Genomic DNA, 18,558 nt, shown 5'->3' with positions numbered 1-18,558 from the left:
GTAGCTCCTTGCTGTGCCGCCCCCCAGGGCGGCGGTGTCTTCGGCCCGGGCGATGGCCGCCCGGCGGGACCGCCGGTATCGGTCCCAGGCTGTCGTCACCATAGGAGGAGGTGGTGGCCTCGTGGATGCCGGTCGGGACCGAAGGTTTTGCCGAGTTGACGGTATTTCGGCCCGCCATTCGGCGGAGCGGGCGCGGACCCGGGTCTGTCCCGGGAAGCAGGCTGGCGCGCAGGCGCGGACGGTTTGCGCGATCAGCGCGGCAGAGGGATTCCGCAGCCGTAACTTGTCGGTGGCGACCGTGGGGTCGTTGGTGGGTCATCGTCCCTAGCTTGGGCTGCGGAATACGGGCAAGCAGGTCTTCGTCAGGGCGTTCGGGCGAGTCCGTACGGGTGAGGCGACGACGGACTGTCTGTGCGGTCCCCGGAGTGACGGCTGGGCAGGAGAAAAACAGTGGGGTGGACGGCTGCCGACGCTGAGAACGATGCGCGGCGGCGCAGGCGTGCGCGCCGCAGGAGCAGGTGGTTGTCCGTGCTGATCGACGCGGTCGTCGATGCCGCGGTGAAGCTTTTCTTCTGACGCAGGCTTTCGCTTCGTACACCGCATCGTCTGCGAACGGCATGGTTGTCCGGTCGGGCAAGGTGTTCCGTTGTTAGGCAACTCAACATAGGGAGATATCGGTGAAGTGGTACCTGGGTGGACTGAAGAAGTATGCGCGCTTCCGCGGCCGTGCGCGCCGTCGGGAATTCTGGATGTTCACGCTCTTCAGTGGAATCGTTTCATTCGTCGCGGGGTTCTCTGACGGCCTGCTGCACACCGGATACCTCATCAGCCTGGTGTACTCGCTCGTCGTGTGGATCCCCACGCTGGCTGTGGGATTCCGGCGCCTGCATGACACCGACCGGTCCGCCTGGTGGCTGCTTCTCGGCCTGGTGCCGGGAGTTGGGCTCCTGCTGGTCGTGTTCATGGCGCTCAACGGGCAGGCCGGCGAGAACAAATACGGCCCTGACCCCAAGCTCGGCGCCGCGCTGAGCTGATGGATCGGCGGTCCTGCCGGGTCAGCGACCGGCGCCGGCGTGGGGAACGGCCTGGAGTCCGAGCTCGGCCGTGATCTCGGCGACGGTGTTCTCGGGCGCCTGCCGTCCTCCGCCCACAGGTCGAGCGTGATCTTCGGCGAGCCGTACGTGTTGCCGGATGAGGCGAAGAAGTGCCGCATCCGATCGGCCAGTTCAGCCCTCGTGGCCTCGCGTCTGTCTGGTGGGCTCAACCCGGTCGGCGGCGCCACTCGTAGAACCACGACTCGGACGCCCCAAAGGCCCGGGCAGGCGATCGCGTGCGGACGCCGTGCCCGGTTCTCTGGTTGGCGATGAAGCCCGCAACCGTCACTTCATCGCCTCCTTCACCTACAGGGCCACCGATCGCTTGAGGACATCGCGGTCCATCCCGGGTCCGGCGATCTCCTTGCGCTGTCGGGCGTTCTCCTCGCGCAGCCGACGAAGCTCGTCCCTCGGACTCGCTCAAGCCTCCGGCCGCCTCGCGGCCGCCCGGCCCGCGCGCGGTGGACCCAGTTCTGCAGCGTGCTCTTGTGCACGTCCAGATCCCGCGAGACCTCCGCGGCCGCCTGCCCGGTCTCCGTCGTGACCCGTGTGCTGCTCGCGCCGCTGCTGCGGGAGGCGCTTCGACGACTGCGGCTTCTGGTGCGGCCGGACTCGGTGCTGCGGGGGGCATCACGACCTGATGCGAGGTCGGCACGCCGAGCTCTGTTTCATGCCGGACTGGGTGTAGGAGCTGTACTCTCGGCCACCGGAAGCCCCGTCGACGAACCTGCCCTTGGCCTCCTCCGACGGCACAGTGGAAGCGGCGCGACGGTGCCGATGAAGAGCTGGTGGCCAGGGCGGCTGTGACCAGTTGGCCGGTGCCTGGGCGGAACCCATCGGTCAGGTCACGGTAGATGTATTCGTCTGCTGTCGCCCGCACCAGCTCGGCTATCCGTGTCGGCGGACCGCATGGTCGGCCGGAAAAGTGCATCGCCAGTCCTGTCACCTTATGGGGGTTCACCGGTTCGCGCCGCTCATCACCTGTCGATTTGGTGCCAACTTTGGTGATGAACAGCCTATTTGTCGGAATGGTGAAGCGATCCATCGATGCCGGCATGGCCATCGGGGAACCTGTCGAGGGGGCGTACTGTAGTCCTATCTTCAGCCCGCTATCGGTGCCCACCGAAGGATTGTGGAAGGCTGACCGAAATATCTCCCAGCTGGAGAGGATCTCTGTTGACTCGCAGGTTCGATGCTGCTGGAATTCATTCCGGAAGGCGGAGCCCCGAGGCCTTCCAGAGCGCTCATTACGAACGCCTAGGGCGTTCCTCGGTGTTTCAACGCCGAGGTCGACTCCCGGGCCGTTAGGCCGGGCTTGCCGTCACCGCACTCCCCCCAACGGTGACGGCAAGCCCTTCAAAACCACGCGCACTCTCGCGACCTCCTTACGATGTCCAGCGAATTCAGTGGGCACTTCGGGGAAGTTGTGCTGGTGGGTTCCAGGCGAGGTTCGCCGGTCCGCCGGGTGCAACCCGCAACAATGCAGTTCGAAGTCTGATGTGACGTCAAAATTGGTCCCGAACCCCGGCGTCGAGTACGCCCGGCCTGGTGAGGTGGCGCCGTCGAGCGAGCCCAGGATCAGTCGGCTGTCCAGGCCTGCGGCGGAGACGGCCGGCAGTTCGGCGTGGTGCTCGAAGGCTGGCTCTATGACCCCTACGTCCTGCGAGGAGCGGAGGCCTTCGCTTCGTACGTCTCCAGCTGGACGGACTCCGGGGTGAACCAGCTCAGCATGCTCACCCGCTTCGTGGAACTCACCGGACTCACCTCCGCCCGGCAAATGGACGGAGGCGCGAGTGCGTGGTGCACGGTGGGATTCCGATCCCAGGGCGAGGTCGGCTCGGCTCGTTTGCGCAGCAGCTGGCTGACTGGCTCCAGCAGCAAGGAGAGCAGCCTGGTGATGGGCCGTTCCGGTATCGAGGTCTGGATCGATCATACCGCCATGACCGGATTCGCCACCCGGGAAGGCGAGTTGCTGGCTTCCTTCGGTAACGACGGCCGGACCGCACGGAAAGTCGCCCACTACCGCCCGCTCTATGCCAACCTGCTCTCCGACCGGCCCGATCCGGTACTCGGCTTCGACGCCGCAGCGAGGATCACCGCGATCCATCACATGGTGCCGAGGGAGCGATAGCCGCCGATCGCGGTCGATCCCTTCCCGTCCGATGCTGACGATTTGCTGACCGTAGATGGTCCTCCAGGCCCCTGACCTCGGAAGAACCGTGAAACGCGTGATATGTGGTGGAACTTCATCGGCCGCTCCACCGAGGACATCGCGCAGGCCCGCACAGACTGGATGACGGGTACCCGCTTCGGCGAGGTCCACGGCTTCGCCGGCGACCGCCTCCCCGCCCCGGAACTCCCCGCCACGCCGCTGAAACCGCGCGGACGGACGCGCTGACCTGCGGAGACAGAGCTCGCAGGATTGTGTCTGGGGCCTGCCGGCCGGTGTGCTCCGGGCGCTCCTCAGGTCCTGGAGCGAGGGACGCCCCCTCGACCGCGTCTCGCGGTTCGGCGGCGATCCGGTCGTGGCTCGCGCCAGCAGCCACCAGGACGATCGGCCTGCGCTCGGCGCCGGTGAGGTCGGGCGGCGTGCCGAAGGTCACGGCGTCTTCTCCGTCGGGGTGGTTCGGGCGGGTCGCAGCTGCTGCGGGATCGGTACGTCCGGGGCGGCGAGGCGGAACAGCAGCCTCGGTCCGAGCCGTTCCGCCTGGTCGGTCCCGACGACCAGCACGAGGTCGCCCTCGGCGGCTGTCTCGAAGACCCGCTGCTCCGGTCCGGGTTCGCACGGTCCGGAGCGGACGCGGTGGACGGATCCTGCTCCGAGCGCCCGGAGGGCGGCCTGCTCGACTGCGTCCAGCGGATCAGGTGTGAGGTGGGCGGCAAGCGGGGTGCTGACCGGCAGCAGCACCACGTGGTCGGCATCGCCGAGAGCGGCGCCGAGCTCGTCCGCGTGCGCGCTGGTGCGGGCGAGGCCGTCCGGCTCCAGGACCACGATCAGCGAGCCCTCGGTGAGCATCCGGGCGGCCGTGACGTCCTGGGCGATCTCGCGAGGGTGCCGGGCACGGGAGTCCACCACGGTGATGCCGGACTGCGTGCCAACCGTGGCCAGCGAACGCTCGACGCCGCGGAAGGCGCCGGCTCGCTCGGCGAGGACCTGCGGGCCCTCGCCCAGGATCAGGGCGGTGGCGATGGCGGCGCACACGGCCAGGGCGTGGTGGCGGCCGGTGACCGGGAGGACGAAGGCGTGGTCCGTCCCCTCGTATCGCAGGGTGACGCGGAAGTCCTCGCCGGTCCAGCGGGGCCTCGTGATCCACACGACGTCGGTCGGGTCGGTGCCGACGGTGACCACATGCGGTCCGGGCCGGTCGTTCAGGCGCTCGCGCAGGATCTTCGCGCCGTTGTCCCAGCTGGGCAGGACGACGGTGCCGGCGCGGCGGGCGAGGCGCTCGGCGGCGTCGAGTCCGGCGATGTTGTCCTCGTAGTGCGGGGCGTTCGCGTCGGTGGTCAGGATGAGCGCGGCGGCGAAGCGGGGGCCGTGGTGGAGGAAGTGCGGTGCGGGGTGGTGCTGCCAGGCGCCGGGCGGAGCGGCTTCGTGGGTGGTGGTGTCCGGGCAGAAGTCCGCGACGATACGGCCGTCCCCGGCGTGGCCGGCGTTGCCGCCGCCGGCCGGGGTGTTCAGGACCCAGCCCGTCTGGCCGTCATCCAGCACGGCCGCCAGGGCGGCTGCCGCGCTCGCGGTGCTGTGACTGCCCGCCACCGCCACCGCCACCGCCTCGGACCCCGCCCCGGCACAGATGGCCGTGAGCGCGACGGCCCGGCCGAGGATCGGCAGCCGGAGCACCTGGGCGCGGTCGAGCTCGGGATGTGCCCCGGCGAAGACACCCGACCACACCACGGCCGTCCGGTCGGTGCGCACGTGCTCAGGCTTGAAGCCCAGCCGCACCTGGACGCCGGCAGCTCTCAGCGCGGCCACCGCCAGGCTGTCCCGGTCGGCCTCGGGAACGCTGCCGGTGACGTCGGCGCCACTGCCGGCCAGCCACAGAGCCAGGCCCTCCATGCCGGGAGCGGCGACATCGACCAGGTGTACGGCCCTCAGCAGATCGGGCACGCCAGACGTGGCCGGGCCCGCGACGGGGTGGCTGCCGGGGTGGGTGGTGGTGTCCATCATGCTCTCCAACGGGAAGTCAATGGAAGGAAGTTGGGCGAAGCGGGGAGGGGGGCGACCCGCCGCCGATCCGGGGCACCGGGGACGCATGGCCGGCGGCGGGTCTGTGCCGGACCGAAGCGTGTCCGATCGGTGGACCGTGCTGTGGTGCCTTGGCTGCTGACCGCCGTTCAGCGTTGCGAGGTACTCGGTCCCGAGTTCACCGCCCCTGGCGGCTGAGGCATCGTCGAGGCTGCCCGTCCGGCCCTGGGCGCGCGGTGTTTTCCGCGGCTGCGGTGCCCGGGGGTTCCGGGGAGCGTCTGCGACCAGGTGGCTACCGGGTTGCCGAGCCAGCGGGTGGCGGGAGGGACCTCCTCGCCGCGCATGACCAGCGAGGCCGCGCCGACCGACGAGCCCGGCCCGAGGGTGGCGCCCGGAAGGATGATCGAGTGCGGTCCGATCGACGAGCCCTCGGCCAGGCGCACCTCGTCCAGCCGCATCACCCGGTCGTGGAACAGGTGGGTCTGCAGCACCACCCCGCGGTTGACGCTGGCGCCGTCGTCCACCCGCACCAGGTCGGTCTCCGGCAGCCAGTGCGTCTCGCACCACACACCCCGGCCGATCCGGGCGCCCAAGCTGCGCAGCCAGATGTTCAGGAACGGCGTGCCGATCAGGGTCGAGCCCAGCCACGGCATGGCGAGCTCCTCGACGAAGGTGTCGTACAGCTCGTTGCGCCAGACGAAGGTCGACCAGAGCGGGTGCTCGGCGGCCCGGAACCGGCCCAGCAGCAGCCACTTCACCAGGGTGGTGGTCACGCAGGCGGCGATGCCGGCGCCGAGCAGCACCGGACCGCCGCAGGCGATGGCGGCCGCCAGGCCGTCGGTGCCCATCACGTCCTGCAGGGCGGCGAAGGTCAGGTCGCCCAGCAGCGCGCTGCACACCACCGGCAGGAACCGGCACAGCTCCACCGCGGCCCGCGCCAGCACCAGCCGCCGGGGCGGGTCGTAGGTGCGGGTCGGGTCGCCGGTGTCCGCGACTCGGGGCAGCGCGATGCCCGGCCGGCCGAGCCAGGACGAGCCCGGCGGGGCGTGCGGCGGTGTGTCGGCCAGCACGCCGACCAACGCGTCGTCCGGCAGCTCGCGGCCGGCCGCGACGATGCCGGAGTTGCCCACGAAGGCCCGTCGGCCGACCCGCGCCGCCCCGAGCCGCAGCCAGCCGCCGCGCACCTCGAACGGTGCGACCAGGGCGTCGTCGGCAAGGAACGCGCCGTCGTCCACCCGCATCAGCCCGGGCAGCGTGAGCACCGTCGAGGCCTCCACCCGGCGCCCGACCGTCGCGCCCAGCAGCCGCAGCCAGACCGGCGTGAAAAGGCTGGCGTAGAACGGGAAGAGCGAGCCGCGCGCGGTGTCCATCAGCCGCGCGACCACCCAGACGCACCAGCCGACCCGGCCGTGCACCGGGTGGTACCCCGGCCTGATCGGCCGGCTGAACAGCCGGACCAGCAGCGCCAGCAGCAGCGCGTAGCAGCTTACCGCGACCGCCACCAGCACCGGCGTCACCAGCATCAGCTGCAGCAGCGCGGAGCCCAGCGTCCGGTCGGTGTCCAGCAGCGGATAGGCGAGCGCCAGGGCCGGCGCGGCGGAGGCCGGCGGCAGCAGACCGAAGCCGAACAGGCCGAGGCCGTAGGCGAGTTCCCAGCGGCGGGACCGTTGATGCCCGGGGCGAGGCCAGCCGGAACCCGCAGGGGCGGCGTCGGGGGCCGGGCGGGCCGGCGAGCCGTGCACGTGCGCGTCGGCCGGTACCGCGTCGAGTACGCAGCTGCCGGGGGCGACGTCGGCCCGGGCACCGACCCGGGCACCCGGCATAAGGGTGGACCGAGTGCCGACCCGGGCGCCCTCGCCGACCTCGACCGCGCCCAGGTGCAGCAGGTCGCCGTCCAGCCACCAGCCGGCCAGGTCGACCTCGGGCTCGATCGAGCAGCCCGCGCCGAACCGGCCGAGGCCGCTCACCGGCGGCATCGCGTGCATATGGACGTCTTCACCGATCTCACAGCCGAGTGCTCGGGCGTAGTAGCGGGCCAATGGGGTACCAGCCACTACTGCGACGTTGAACATCGCGACCGTCCGCTCGGCGGCCCACAGCCGCAGGTGCACCGAGCAGCCGCGCGGATAGCTGCCGGGCTTCACCCCGGTGGTCAGCAGCCGGGCCGTGCCGGCCCCGATCACCAGCCGCCCGGGGACGCTGGACAGCGCCGCCCAGCCGATGAGGATCAGCCACCACGGGGTGTACGGCGACCGCAACAGGGTGCCGCCGGACAGGTTGTCCAGCGCGGCGAGGCCGAGCACCCAGCGCAGGCTGCCGACCGTGTACAGCACGGCGAGTACCAGGAACTGCACCGGACCGGCCCGGCGCGGGGTCGGCCGGACGGTCCGCTGCTCGCGCGGCGGGCCGCCCAACTCGTCCAGTCTGGCGGCCATGTCGAGCAGGCCGGGGTGGGCGTAGAGGTCCGCGATCGAGACGGCGGGGTACCGCTCCCGCAGCGCCGAGACCAGCTTGGCGGCGGACAGGCTGGTGCCGCCGAGCGCGAAGAAGTCGCCGCCGGCGCCGACCGGGGTGCCCAGCAGCGCCTCCCATTGCCCGGCCAGCCAGCCGGCCGTACCGGTCGGGCGCGGGCCGTCGGTGCCGGCCGGGTCGGTGGTGGCGAGCGGCCAAGGCAGGGCGCTCCGGTCGACCTTGCCGGAGGTCTTGGTGGGCAACTGGTCCACCACGCCGAGCACCGGTACCAGCGACTGCGGCAGTCGCTCCAGCAGCAGCGAACGGGCGGCGGCCGGGTCGAACGGGGCGCCGTCGTGCAGCACCAGGTAGCCGACCAGCACCTCGCCGCCGGCCGGGGTCCTGCGCACGGCCGCCGCGGCAGCCCGTACCCTCGGCAGTGCCTGCAGCGCGGCGTCCACCTCGCCCAGTTCGATCCGACGGCCGGCCAGCTTGATCTGCTCGTCGGCGCGGCCTATGAAGACCAGGCCCTCCGGCTCGGCCCGCACCAGGTCACCGGTGCGGTAGACCCGCGGGCTGCGCAGGTAGGGGCTGTGGCCGTACTTCTGTGCGTCCTTCTCCGGGTCCAGGTAGCGGGCGGCTCCGACGCCGCCGATCACCAGCTCACCGGTCTCGTACCAGGCGACCGGCTTGCCCTCGCCGTCCACCACGGCGATCTCCCAGCCGTCCAGCGGGGCGCCGATCCGCACCGGCTGCCCGGGATGCATCTGCGCGGCGGTGGCGACCACGGTGGTCTCGGTCGGACCGTAGGTGTTCCAGAACTCCCGGCCGGGCACCGCGATCCGCTCGACCAGCTCGGGCGGGCAGACCTCGCCGCCGACGATCACCAGGCGGACCTGGGCCAGGCACTCCGCTGGCCAGAGCGCGAGCAGCGTCGGCACGGTGGAGACCACGGTGATGCCGCGCTCGACCAGCCAGGGCCCGAGGTCGGTGCCGGCCTTGACCAGCGAGCGTGGCGCGGGCACCAGGCAGGCGCCGTGCCGCCAGGCCAGCCACATCTCCTCGCAGGAGGCGTCGAAGGCGACGGACAGGCCGGCCAGCACCCGGTCGCCCGGGCCGAGCGGCCGGCGCTGCAGGAACAGCCGGGCCTCGGCGTCCACGAACGCCGCCGCCGAGCGGTGGGTGACGGCGACGCCCTTGGGGCAGCCGGTGGTGCCGGACGTGAAGATGATCCAGGCGTCGTCGGCCGGCGACGGCCAGGCCGGCTGCCCGCCGGGGTGGACGTGCGGGGTGGGCGTGATGGTGCGGCCGGCCCCGAGCACCGCGCAGACCCGGGCGTCCTGCCAGATCATCTCGGCCCGCTCGTCCGGGTCGTCGGCGTCCACCGGGACGTACGCGGCGCCGACCCGCAGCACGGCGAGGATGGCGAGGTAGAGGTCGGCGGTGCCGGACGGCACCCGCACACCGACCCGGTCGCCCCGGCCGATCCCCGCGACGGCGAGCCGGCCGGCGAACTCGACGACCTGGTGCAGCAGCGTGCGGTAGTCGAGCACCTCGCCGCCGGCGTCCAGCGCGGGGGTGTGCGGGCAGGCCTCGGCGGCCGCCACGAGGGTGTCGAGCAGCGTCCGGGCCGGGGCGGCCGGGGCGAGCGGCCAGAGCGCCCCGGCAGTTACGTCCGGAGTGACCCCGCCGGGACTTTCCGCCCCGGAATACTCGCATGTCTCCATCGAATGTCTCCATCGGCAGGGCTTCTCGACTGTCTGCCGACGGGACTCCTCATCCGCCGGCAGTCGAGCGGGCGTGCGGACACCGCGGCAATCACTCCGAAGTACACGGATGAACAGAGCATCAAATGCCATTCCATGCCGGGTCTGATCTGGGGTTCGATCTCACGGGAGTCAGATGCCGGACTGAGCGTCGTACGGCGGGCTGACGTAGGAATCCGGTGGGTGAGAGGTGTTCTCGTATCCGCTGAAGGGCAGCGGCTGGGGCTGGGGAAGGCCTGTCGTCGTGATCTTCATACCTCCTGGCGGAATCGACTGCGGAGGGTCGGCTTCGTGATCGCACGCGCCGTTCGTGGCCGTTGCACCGTGATGGGTTGAAACCGGGTCGGTGTCCGGTCCGGCGGATCGATCGCCAGTCGTCACCTCGGGAACGGCAGCGGGGGCCCGTGACTTGGATGGCAACTGCGGGACGGGAGGGGAGGTTTCCGTCCTGTGGTGCGCCGCCGAGCGTATAGGCATAACGACGTCAAGGTCCGGTGGCGGCGTATGCCTTAAGGGGCTGCTAAGGATTCGCTCATTCTCGTCCGCGGCCCGCAAAGGCGCTCGCTGGTGCAGGGCACCGCAGGTCGGGGCCAACGTGGTGGTGGCTGCGACGCCTTTGTCGCCATGGAGTGGCTCACCGGAAGTGTGTCGGAAATGTCGGCCGTGCCCGTCGGGCCGGGTGAGTACTCTCCTGAATGAGCAAAACCTTATGTGTCGTTTAGGAATGGCGCTGAACGGAGCATCGAGCGTGTGGATCTCCTAGCATCCATGTCACCAGCGCCGCACCTGCCAGCGGCAGAACAGCGAAGAGAGTTGTGCCAATGCACTCCAGAGCCCGATGTCAGCGCTGCAGTTTCGACGGGCCTGGCACCGGCCACATCTGCAATCCACAAGCCGACGCCTCGTTCCCACAGGACTCCCGCCTCGATCTGCGCATCCCGCCGTACCTCCTGGAGCTCGACGCTCCGGAGGCGGGAAGCGAGGCGGAGACAATCGTGCTCCCGGTCATCAGCGAACCGGATCCGTCCGCCGAGCGCCGCGCCGGTGATCCCGGTCCCGGAAGACGCCGAGATCCGCAGTCGTCCGGGGCTGCCGCCCGCCGGTTCACCCGCCGGACGGTGCTGATCGTCACGCTGGCCCTGACGGTGGGGGTGGTCCTGTATACGCAGATATCGGGACTGACTGCGCCGGCCGGCTCCGGGGACGGGACGTCGGTGGCCATTCCCGGCGGCCCGGTCGGGCAGAACGACTTCTCGCTCCCGCCGTTCGCGTCGCCCTCCCCGAGCGGGGTGCCGTCCCCGCAGCAGGCCGGCACCACTCCGGGTTCCGTCGCGTCGGCGCCGGTCGGCACCACCCGCTCGGACCCGCCCGTAGCGCCCGCCGCCCAGGTGCTGGTGGACGCCGCGTCCGGCAACTGCCTGACGGCCGGCCCGGACGGCAGCCTGCAGATCTGGACCTGCGACGGGCGCGCGACGCAGCAGTGGACCCATACCGCCACCGACGAAATGCGCACAGCCAACAGCACGCTCTGCCTCGCTCCCGCACAGGACTTCGGGCAGGACGGTACCCGGGTGATGACCATCCTCTGCACCGGATCGGCCAGCCAGAAGTGGACCGTGCGCCCGGACGGCAATCTGGCCCACGCCAGATCCGGGCTGTGCCTGGACGTACTTGACGGATACCGGGCCAACGGCACCCCGCTCCGACTGTGGACCTGCCCCGGCCCGACCAGCCCGGCCTGACAACGCCGTTGCCGCCGAGCCGAATCGCACGGTCCGCCCGCTCTGGGAACACGCCGCCGAAGTCGGTGCCCCCGCGGCGGTATCGGTGTACAGCGTGGGCCGGAACACCGTCGGCGTCAACGCCAACCGCCGCCTGCCGGCCACCGATCTGACACCCGGGCGAGCGCGCGAACACCACGACATCCGGCGACCAGTTGCCGGTCTTCGGCGAATCCTCCGCCCTGCCGCCCTCGACGTGGACCGCTCGCCCGGCGAATCCGCGGCCACCGAAGAACCCGCGAGCGCGCAACCCGCCACCGCGTGTCCGGCCGGCGTCGAGGCGCAGTACCCGTCCACCGCTCCTTCGCGATCGGCAGGCCCCGACCAGGATTCGGATCGGTGCACTGCCGATCGTGTCCGTACCGCCACCTCCTTCGACGTCCGACGACAAAAGGATCAACGTATGCTCAGAACACTGAACAGACACCAGTCCCGGGCCGACGGAGGCCGGGTGGTCACGTTCAGCCTGGCTCTCGGTGGGCTGCTCGCCGTCGGCGCGTCCTTGCTGAGCGTCTCCTTCGCCGACACCGTCCCCGTCGCCGCCCCGCCCGCCACCTCCGACCCGGACTGCACGCTCACCGTGCCCGACGCACCACTCACCGCCCGCGGGCTGGCCACCCCCTATGTCCTGACAGCCACCGACCCCGCCAAGGGCCCTTGCCACGAGAGCAACCCGCGCCAAGCGGTCTTCGTGCAGGCCACCGTGCTCGACCCGGACACCGGAACGGTCTTCGTCTACAACCCGTTGGTGACCGACAGGGGCAGTGAGCCCGCCGTCGCCCCGGTTCTGCTCAAGCTGCCCGAACACGCTGTCGTCGGCATCTGGTTCAGCTTCGACGGCAATACCCTCACCCTGGCCGGCCACGCTGCCGCCGGCAAGTGCGCAGGCCGATCGCCGGTGCAGCCGTTCGGCCAGTTCGCCTCCTGCAATGCCGCCGAGTTCTTCAGGTCCGCGTGGTCCGCGCAGAGCGCCGGTCGGCTCGTCGTGCCGCCGCTGGGCACGGCGCGTGACGGCAGCCCCTGCCCGACCACCCGCGACCTGGGCATCGTCGGGCAGGACCACGACGGCAACGTGACCACCGAGTACCTGATCACCGCACGCGGCGCGACAGCACAGCGGACCGCTGCCACCACCGGCCGGCTTTCCGGCTCGACCGTGGCGCGCAGCGTCGTCGCACCGTCCGTCGGCAGCGACAACCTGCTGCTCACGAACTTCATCGACCCGGCGCTCGGCTGCACCCCGTGGACGGCTCCCGACTTGGCAGACCCGGGCAGTAGGGTCACCTCGCTCGCCCTGAACGAGCTCCAGGTAGCCAACTTCAAGGCATCGCCCGTGGGCCTGGCACCGCTCACCGGAAGCCCCACCGGCCCCACGCGCGTGGGAGGCAAGGACCGGACCCGGCAGTTCCCCGCTGACGGCAACCCGCCGTCGGCCGATCACGCCACAACCGCCGAGCTTCGTACCTACTGTCAGGCGCTCGCCACCGTGGAAGCCCAACGGCTCCTACGAGACAAGGAGTTCACTGCCAAGGCCGCCTCGCCACAGCCCGGACGCACGCTGTTCGACTTCCTGAACCAGCGGTTGACCGACTCCTTCACCGGCCTCGGCTGCCGCCAGGTCCTCGCGCCGGCCCCCGGCCAGGCGGCCGGCGGTACGCCGACCGCCATGCCCAGCCAGATCCCGTCGGCCTTCGGCAACCACTTCTGAGCTTGTCGCTCGACCTCGCCGGTCAATCGACCTGCTGAGACCCCCCGGGAACCGGGGACAGACGACGCGGCCGTTCTCCACGCTTCGAATTGTCAGGTGACGAAGTACGAGAGAACGGCCGCTGCGTGTGAGTCTCCCTGCCGACGAGATGCTGGTCGTCATGGACTGCGGCTACGACGTCGCTGACACGCAGGGACGGTATGCGTGGCGTGCGGGAGACCTCCCGCGCGCCACGCTGCCTGCGATCCGCGGGCGGTCCGGCCGTGCCCCCTGTGTGCGGTGCCGGTGTCCGGGTTCCTGGTCAGCCCATGGTGAAGAGGAAGCTGCCGGAGTTGTAGTAGTTCGGCAGGTGCACCAGAAATGATCCCGGATGCGGTGGATGCGCCTTCGTCCAGTCCTGGGGGCCCAGGAGGTGCGCGGGATAGTCGCTGGAGGGGACCGGTGGAACGAACAGGAGGCGGAATGCGGCTGCCTGGGTGTCCGGAGCGAATCGCCAGAGTTGCTCGGCCGTATCGGATCGGCAGGCCGTGAGGGTGACAGCGACACCGTTTCCGCCCGTGGTGGTGCCGTCGAGACACGTCCCGGTGCCGGTGTTGCGCAGCTGGTAGGTGTCCTGTCCGGCCGGTAGCCGCTGCCAGCGCTGGGCCGCCTGGCCGTTGCACGGCTGGAGCTGGAGCTGGAGCTGGAGCTGGAGCGGGCCGGCGGTCTGTGCGGCGGTCGTGGGGCCCACGCAGAGCTCCGAGCCGAGGTTGACGAGCGGAAGCCCTGCGGCAACCGGTTGCGTGGGTGAAGGGGTGGTGTTGGTGGGCGTGGCCGTCATCGGTGGGGTGGGCGACGGGGAGGTGTCGATGGGAGCCGCGGCGGAGGCGGAGGCGGAGGGCGGCAGGGAGGACATGGCGGCCGGGCCGATTTCCGGGGGCGTATCGTCGGAGCCGTTGGTCGGCAGCGACCTGCTGGGAGCGGGCAGGGTCGGGGCGTCGACCGGCTGCGGATGTTCTCCGGCCCCCTCCACTGTGCTGAGGAGCAGTCCGGCGATGGCGAGTGCGGCCAGGGCACCGGCGCCTGCCGCGGCGAAGGGTATGAGCAGGCGCCAACCGGTCCGGCCGTCGGTGCGTGCCGCTCGGGGCAGGCGCCGGTTCCTGTCGTGGGTGCCGGGGTTGGAACCGTCGGAAGTCGGATCGATGGGCGTCGGGCCCTGGGGCTCCTGCCCGGGTACGAGGGCCATGGCCGATGGCGGTGATCCCGCATCCCACAGCACCAGTGCGTTGAGCAGAGCGGGCCGCTGCCAGGTCCGGATGGCGTGCAGGTCCGCCCGGACACTTCGGCAGCTCTCGCACCTGGCGAGGTGGCGGTCGAGGTCCTTGGGTTCGCCGCCGGTGGTGTGCCGGACGCTGTCGCCGAGTTGTGCGGCCAGGTGCCGGCAGGAGCGCTGGCGCGCGCGGGAGGCGTATGTCTGGAGGCAGGCGTCCTGAAGGCGGCACTCGGCAGGGCTCCCGGCCCGCGGCGTACGGGCCGGCGACCCGGCCGCGTCATCGAGGCGCTGCCACAGGTCCTCCTGCCGCGCCGCGGGCAGGCTCTCGAACGCGCTCAGGATGAGCGAGTCCGCTTCCGCCGCGGTGAGCGCCGCACGCGCCGACGCAGCTCCGTCGCCAGAACGGGGAAGGTCTGCGAGCCAGGCGGTGAAGGCCGGGCTCAGAGCCGATCCGCGTCCCGTGTCGGCCCACTCGGCCGCAGTCCTGGTCACCTCGGCCAGAAGCTGCAGGCGGCTCGGGCCCGGGTGGCCGCCGGGACCGCCGGCTTCCACTGCTCGCTGCCACGCCTCGTTCGCGAGCTCCTGCGCGGCGTGGCTGTCGGCGCAGCACGTGTTGGCGTACGCCGACACGGCCTCCTGGTGGCGGTTCGTCGGCTGGGTGGCGCTGGGTTCGTCCGGCTGCCGGCTGCCCGGGAGCCGGTGTGCGGAATCGGCTTCCGGGATCGTCGCGGTCCCCGAATGTGGCATCTTCACTCCTGAGCATGCCGGTGGGAAGGCAAGTGGTCGGACAGTCACTGCTCGGCCCGGCGCGGGGGCGGGGCCACGCGCTGCAGGCCGGCCGGAGGATGCCGTGGGTGAGGCACCCCGTGCGGCGCTGGTGGCCAGTGGATTCAATGGCGGGCGTTCCCCCGGGGGGTCTCCGGACCCGGCGCCGCCGAGGTCCGCCGGTGGCCACCTTGGCGGGGGAATTTACCAGCTGGTAGCGGTCCGCAAAAGGTGATGTTCAATCAGTGTACGAATTAACTGCGAGACGCTCCGTCAGCAACGGTTTGTTCCGGGTCTGTTGTCGGGCTGCGTGCAGAATGGAGTCGAGCCTCGCTGTGTTGCGGCCCGTCAGCCGTGTCAGCCGTGTCAGCCGTGTCAGCCGTGTCGGCCGCGCGGCTTCTGCGCTGCCCGTCGGCGGTTGCGCCAACGGCGGCCGAGGGGCCGTCGGTCCTGGGCCGCCAGCCCGAGGTCCACCTCCACCCGTGCTCCGCCCAGCGGGCCGGGCCCGATGCGAAGGCGGCCGCGGGTGGACTCGGCCGCGCTGCGCGCGATGTCCAGGCCGAGGCCGGTTGATCCGGAACCGCTGGTTCCTCGGGAGAGCGCGACGGCTGGGTCCGCGATCCCGGGCCCGTCGTCCTCGACCACCAGGACGACGCTCTGGGCTGTCCGCCGTACGCTCACGGCGAAACCGGTGCCGTCCGGGGTGTGCCGGAACACGTTGCCCACCAGGGCGTCGACCACGGCCGCGACGTGATCGCCCGGCAGCTGAACGGGCGTCGGTTCGTCCGTCGCCTCGAAGGTGCAGGCCCGACCCTGTTGGTCGGCGAGGACGGCCCAGAAGCCGACGCGGTGGGCGGCGACCTCGGACACCTGGCATGACTCACCCGGGGCCGGGCCGGGCAGTCCGGTGCCCGTGGCACGTGGCGCGTGGCCGGACTCGGCCCTGGTGGACCTGGTGGACAGGGGCGTGCGGGCGGCGACGATGATCGCATCCAGTTCGTCCTCGAGTTGTTCGACCGCCGCCGCCAGCTGGGGCGCGGCCGGCGTGGGGCCGATCCGTTCGGCTGCGAGGCGCAGTGCGGTCATCGGGGTACGCAGGCGGTGCGACAGGTCGGCCACCAGCTCCCGCTCGGTCGCCAGCAGCTGCCTGACCCGGTCGGCCATGGTGTTGAAGGCGTCGCCGACCGCTCGGAGGTCGGGCGGGCCGGTGGGTTCGACGCGGACGTCGAGGTCGCCCGCGCCAAGGGCTGCTGCGGCGTGGGACAGCTTGCGGGAGGCGCGTACCACGCGGGCGCCGAGGCGGTCGGCGACCAGCACCGATCCGACGACCAGGCTCGTGGCGAGCAGGGCCATGCTGGTCCAGGCCCGGGCCAGTCCGCGGTTCAGCTCCGAGTCGGGCACGAACTCCTCGACCACGGCGATCTGGTCGCGCCCGAGCAGGACGGGTTGGAGGTAGTCCCGGCCTCCGGGAACGTCGCCGATCAGAGCGGTCCTGCCCCGCACCGCCCGATTCAGCAACGGGGTGCCGGAATGGGTGGTGCCCAGCCGGCTGCCGTCGGGCAGATGGATGCAGAGGCGGCCCGTCGTGTCCGTGCGGGCCACCGCCGCGGCGAGATCGGCCTGGTCCGGGACCAGCGTCAGCAGCGGCATCGTGGCGGCCACGCGCTGCTCGGCGGCGAGCATCGCCTGGGTCTGGACGTGGGTGCGCAGGAGCAGGGCAAGCGGGACGAGGAACGACACGGTGACCATGACCGTCACGGCGAGTGCGACCGTGGCAAGGGCGGACCTCACCGGGGCGAGACCAGCTTCACGCCGACGCCCCGGACGGTGTGGAGGAAGTGCGGCCGGGCGGCGCGCTCGCCCAACTTCCGGCGCAGGCAGGACAGGTGCACGTCCACGGTCTGCTCGTCCACGTAGGTCTGCTGCCACACCTCGGCGAGCAGCTGTCGTTTGGAGATCACCCTGTCGGCGTTCAGTGCCAGGAACGACAGCAGGTCGAACTCGCGTCGGGTCAGGCCGATCTCCCGGCCGGCGAGATGGACCGTCCGGGCGAGCGGGTCGATCCGCAACTCGCCGAGTACCAAAGGCTCGTGGTTCATTTTGGCGACTCCGTCCCCAGGTGCGAGCGTGCGGGCCGGGCTGCTGCAGCGACGCAGGACGGCGGTCAGTCGGGCGAGCAACTGCCCGCCGGAGAAAGGCTTGACCAGATAGTCGTCCGCACCCGCGTTGAGCAGTTTGATGATCTCGGCGTCGTCGTCCCGCGCGGTTGCCACCAGCACCGGGACCTGGGACAGTCCGCGGATCATCTTCAACGCGTCGGCGCCGTCGAGGTCCGGCAGGCCGAGGTCCAGCACCACCGCGTCCGGCTGCCACTGGGCGACCTCGCGCAGTGCGCCGAACCCGTCGGGGGAACTGCGCACCACCAGTTGATGGCCGGCCAGCAGCTCTATCAGGGAGGCACGGATGGCGGGGTCGTCTTCCACGACGAGGACGGACGTCATGGCGCACACCGTAGCCGACGGGCCGATCCGGCTGACAGTGTCTTCGAACCGGTGGGCGGGCAGGGGCGGGCACGCCGGGCCATCCGGTTGGCCACGGCCCCGGCCGTCATGGATTTCCGCTGGTCAGCGAGGTGATGCAGACGGGATTCGGGGAAGTTTAGCGGCGGCTTAGGGCTTTCTTAGTGGAGGCACAGCGAGCGCTCTCGGCCGGGTGGCCGCGGTTGCCGGAGTAGCATGGTCCGCCCTCAGGAACTGTCGACACACCATCGGCGGCGGCATCGGTCGGCACCGTTCGTGGACGGTTCCGGTGGGCACGGTGGGATGCCGCGCGAGCTCGCCTGCCGCCTCCGTCGCCCCTGCCACCACCCGGCCGGGAGCACGAGCACGCCCAACGCGGGTGGTGTGGACGGGGGCTGTGTCGGGAAGTGATCGGGATCGGGAGACGGTCGAGCGTGCCCCAGGCCTTCGGTCGCGGTCGGCAGCGAGGAGAGCGAAGCGGGTGCGTCCAGGTGCCGGATCCGCGGGACCGGCCAGACGATCGCAACCGCCCGACCCACCACGCTCGTCAGCGGAATGGTTCCTCGGCCCGGACTCCCCATGTGGAAGCGGGAGTCGGCGGACACATCGCGGTGGTCACCCATCACCCAGATCCGTCCCACGGGTACGGTGACGTCGAAGGTCTGTTGAGAAGGCGCATTGCCCGGCGCGAGATAGGGCTCGTTCACCGCGAAGCCGTTGACGGTGATCCTGCCGCGGTCGTCGCAGCAGGCCACCGTGTCGCCGCCGACCCCGATCACCCGCTTGATCAGGTTCCGCTCGTCGTCCGCGGGGAACAGGCCGACGAAGGAGAGAGCGGTCTTCACCGTTCGCAACACCGGCCCGTCCGACGTGTTCTGTCGGTCCGTCTCCAGCCAGCCGCCGGGGTCATGGAACACCACCACGTCACCGCGGTGCGGCCGCAGGGCCGTTTCAAAGTCTGGTGATCTTGTGAGTGTGCTGGTCAGGCGATGCCGAGGAGGTCGAGCGGGCGGCTGAAGGGTTCGTAGGAGGCGTG

Annotated in this window: 10 protein-coding genes and 1 pseudogene; 5 read left to right on the top strand and 6 right to left on the bottom strand. The window is 71.1% G+C overall.

Annotated features, from left to right (window positions below; translation table 11 throughout):
- Window positions 1–677: 677 nt before the first annotated feature.
- The 3 genes and pseudogenes from ACZ7KX_RS41415 to ACZ7KX_RS41405 all read left to right on the top strand — a co-directional run.
- Window positions 678–1,034, top strand: a complete 357-nt coding sequence (locus tag ACZ7KX_RS41415; RefSeq protein WP_470331118.1) for a DUF805 domain-containing protein — start codon at window positions 678–680, stop codon at window positions 1,032–1,034.
- Between the two features lie 1,774 nt (window positions 1,035–2,808).
- Complete coding sequence (locus ACZ7KX_RS41410) at window positions 2,809–3,225, top strand: hypothetical protein (protein ID WP_470331117.1); 417 nt, start codon at window positions 2,809–2,811, stop codon at window positions 3,223–3,225.
- Window positions 3,226–3,327: 102 nt separating this feature from the next.
- Window positions 3,328–3,492 (top strand): annotated as a pseudogene (locus ACZ7KX_RS41405) (pirin family protein); the annotation flags it as partial.
- A gap of 201 nt (window positions 3,493–3,693) precedes the next feature.
- Here the strand turns inward: ACZ7KX_RS41405 and ACZ7KX_RS41400 are convergent.
- Both ACZ7KX_RS41400 and ACZ7KX_RS41395 read right to left on the bottom strand, forming a co-directional pair.
- On the bottom strand, window positions 3,694–5,262 hold the full coding sequence (locus ACZ7KX_RS41400) for a glutamate ligase domain-containing protein (protein ID WP_470331116.1): 1,569 nt from the start codon (window positions 5,260–5,262) through the stop codon (window positions 3,694–3,696).
- A 167-nt stretch (window positions 5,263–5,429) separates the two neighbouring features.
- Entirely contained in the window at window positions 5,430–9,458 is a 4,029-nt protein-coding gene (locus tag ACZ7KX_RS41395; RefSeq protein WP_470331115.1) for a Pls/PosA family non-ribosomal peptide synthetase, read from the bottom strand.
- A 1,157-nt stretch (window positions 9,459–10,615) separates the two neighbouring features.
- Between ACZ7KX_RS41395 and ACZ7KX_RS41390 the strand changes: the two genes are divergently transcribed.
- Together ACZ7KX_RS41390 and ACZ7KX_RS41385 are read left to right on the top strand one after the other, a co-directional pair.
- Window positions 10,616–11,239: a ricin-type beta-trefoil lectin domain protein gene (locus ACZ7KX_RS41390; RefSeq protein ID WP_470331114.1), complete on the top strand. Its 624-nt coding sequence runs from the start codon at window positions 10,616–10,618 to the stop codon at window positions 11,237–11,239.
- Window positions 11,240–11,333: 94 nt separating this feature from the next.
- Window positions 11,334–12,986, top strand: coding sequence for a hypothetical protein (locus tag ACZ7KX_RS41385; protein ID WP_470331113.1), 1,653 nt, complete (start codon window positions 11,334–11,336; stop codon window positions 12,984–12,986).
- A gap of 301 nt (window positions 12,987–13,287) precedes the next feature.
- On the opposite strand, the gene ACZ7KX_RS41380 is transcribed toward ACZ7KX_RS41385, so the two are convergent.
- From ACZ7KX_RS41380 to lepB, 4 genes are all read right to left on the bottom strand, one after another.
- Entirely contained in the window at window positions 13,288–14,985 is a 1,698-nt protein-coding gene (locus ACZ7KX_RS41380) for an RICIN domain-containing protein (protein WP_470331112.1), read from the bottom strand.
- A 393-nt stretch (window positions 14,986–15,378) separates the two neighbouring features.
- Window positions 15,379–16,794, bottom strand: a complete 1,416-nt coding sequence (locus ACZ7KX_RS41375) for a sensor histidine kinase (RefSeq protein ID WP_470331111.1) — start codon at window positions 16,792–16,794, stop codon at window positions 15,379–15,381.
- The gene (locus tag ACZ7KX_RS41370) at window positions 16,791–17,504 is read right to left on the bottom strand and encodes a response regulator transcription factor (protein WP_470331110.1); all 714 of its coding nucleotides are present in this window, start codon (window positions 17,502–17,504) and stop codon (window positions 16,791–16,793) included. Before ACZ7KX_RS41370 ends, ACZ7KX_RS41375 begins: the two co-directional genes overlap by 4 nt.
- A gap of 245 nt (window positions 17,505–17,749) precedes the next feature.
- Window positions 17,750–18,558: signal peptidase I (gene lepB / locus ACZ7KX_RS41365; RefSeq protein ID WP_470331109.1), on the bottom strand; the 809-nt coding region annotated here is incomplete at its 5' end.

It is taken from the genome of Kitasatospora sp. NPDC038210 (genome assembly GCF_055600605.1).
Note: the sequence above shows the minus strand (reverse complement) of the source record. Positions and strands in the feature narration are given on the sequence as shown.

Coding starts and splice junctions, on each gene's coding strand:
- ACZ7KX_RS41400 (WP_470331116.1), bottom strand. CDS start 5,262: ATGATGGACACCACCACCCACCCCGGCAGCCACCCCGTCGCGGGCCCG.
- ACZ7KX_RS41395 (WP_470331115.1), bottom strand. CDS start 9,458: ATGGAGACATGCGAGTATTCCGGGGCGGAAAGTCCCGGCGGGGTCACT.
- ACZ7KX_RS41380 (WP_470331112.1), bottom strand. CDS start 14,985: ATGCCACATTCGGGGACCGCGACGATCCCGGAAGCCGATTCCGCACAC.
- ACZ7KX_RS41370 (WP_470331110.1), bottom strand. CDS start 17,504: ATGACGTCCGTCCTCGTCGTGGAAGACGACCCCGCCATCCGTGCCTCC.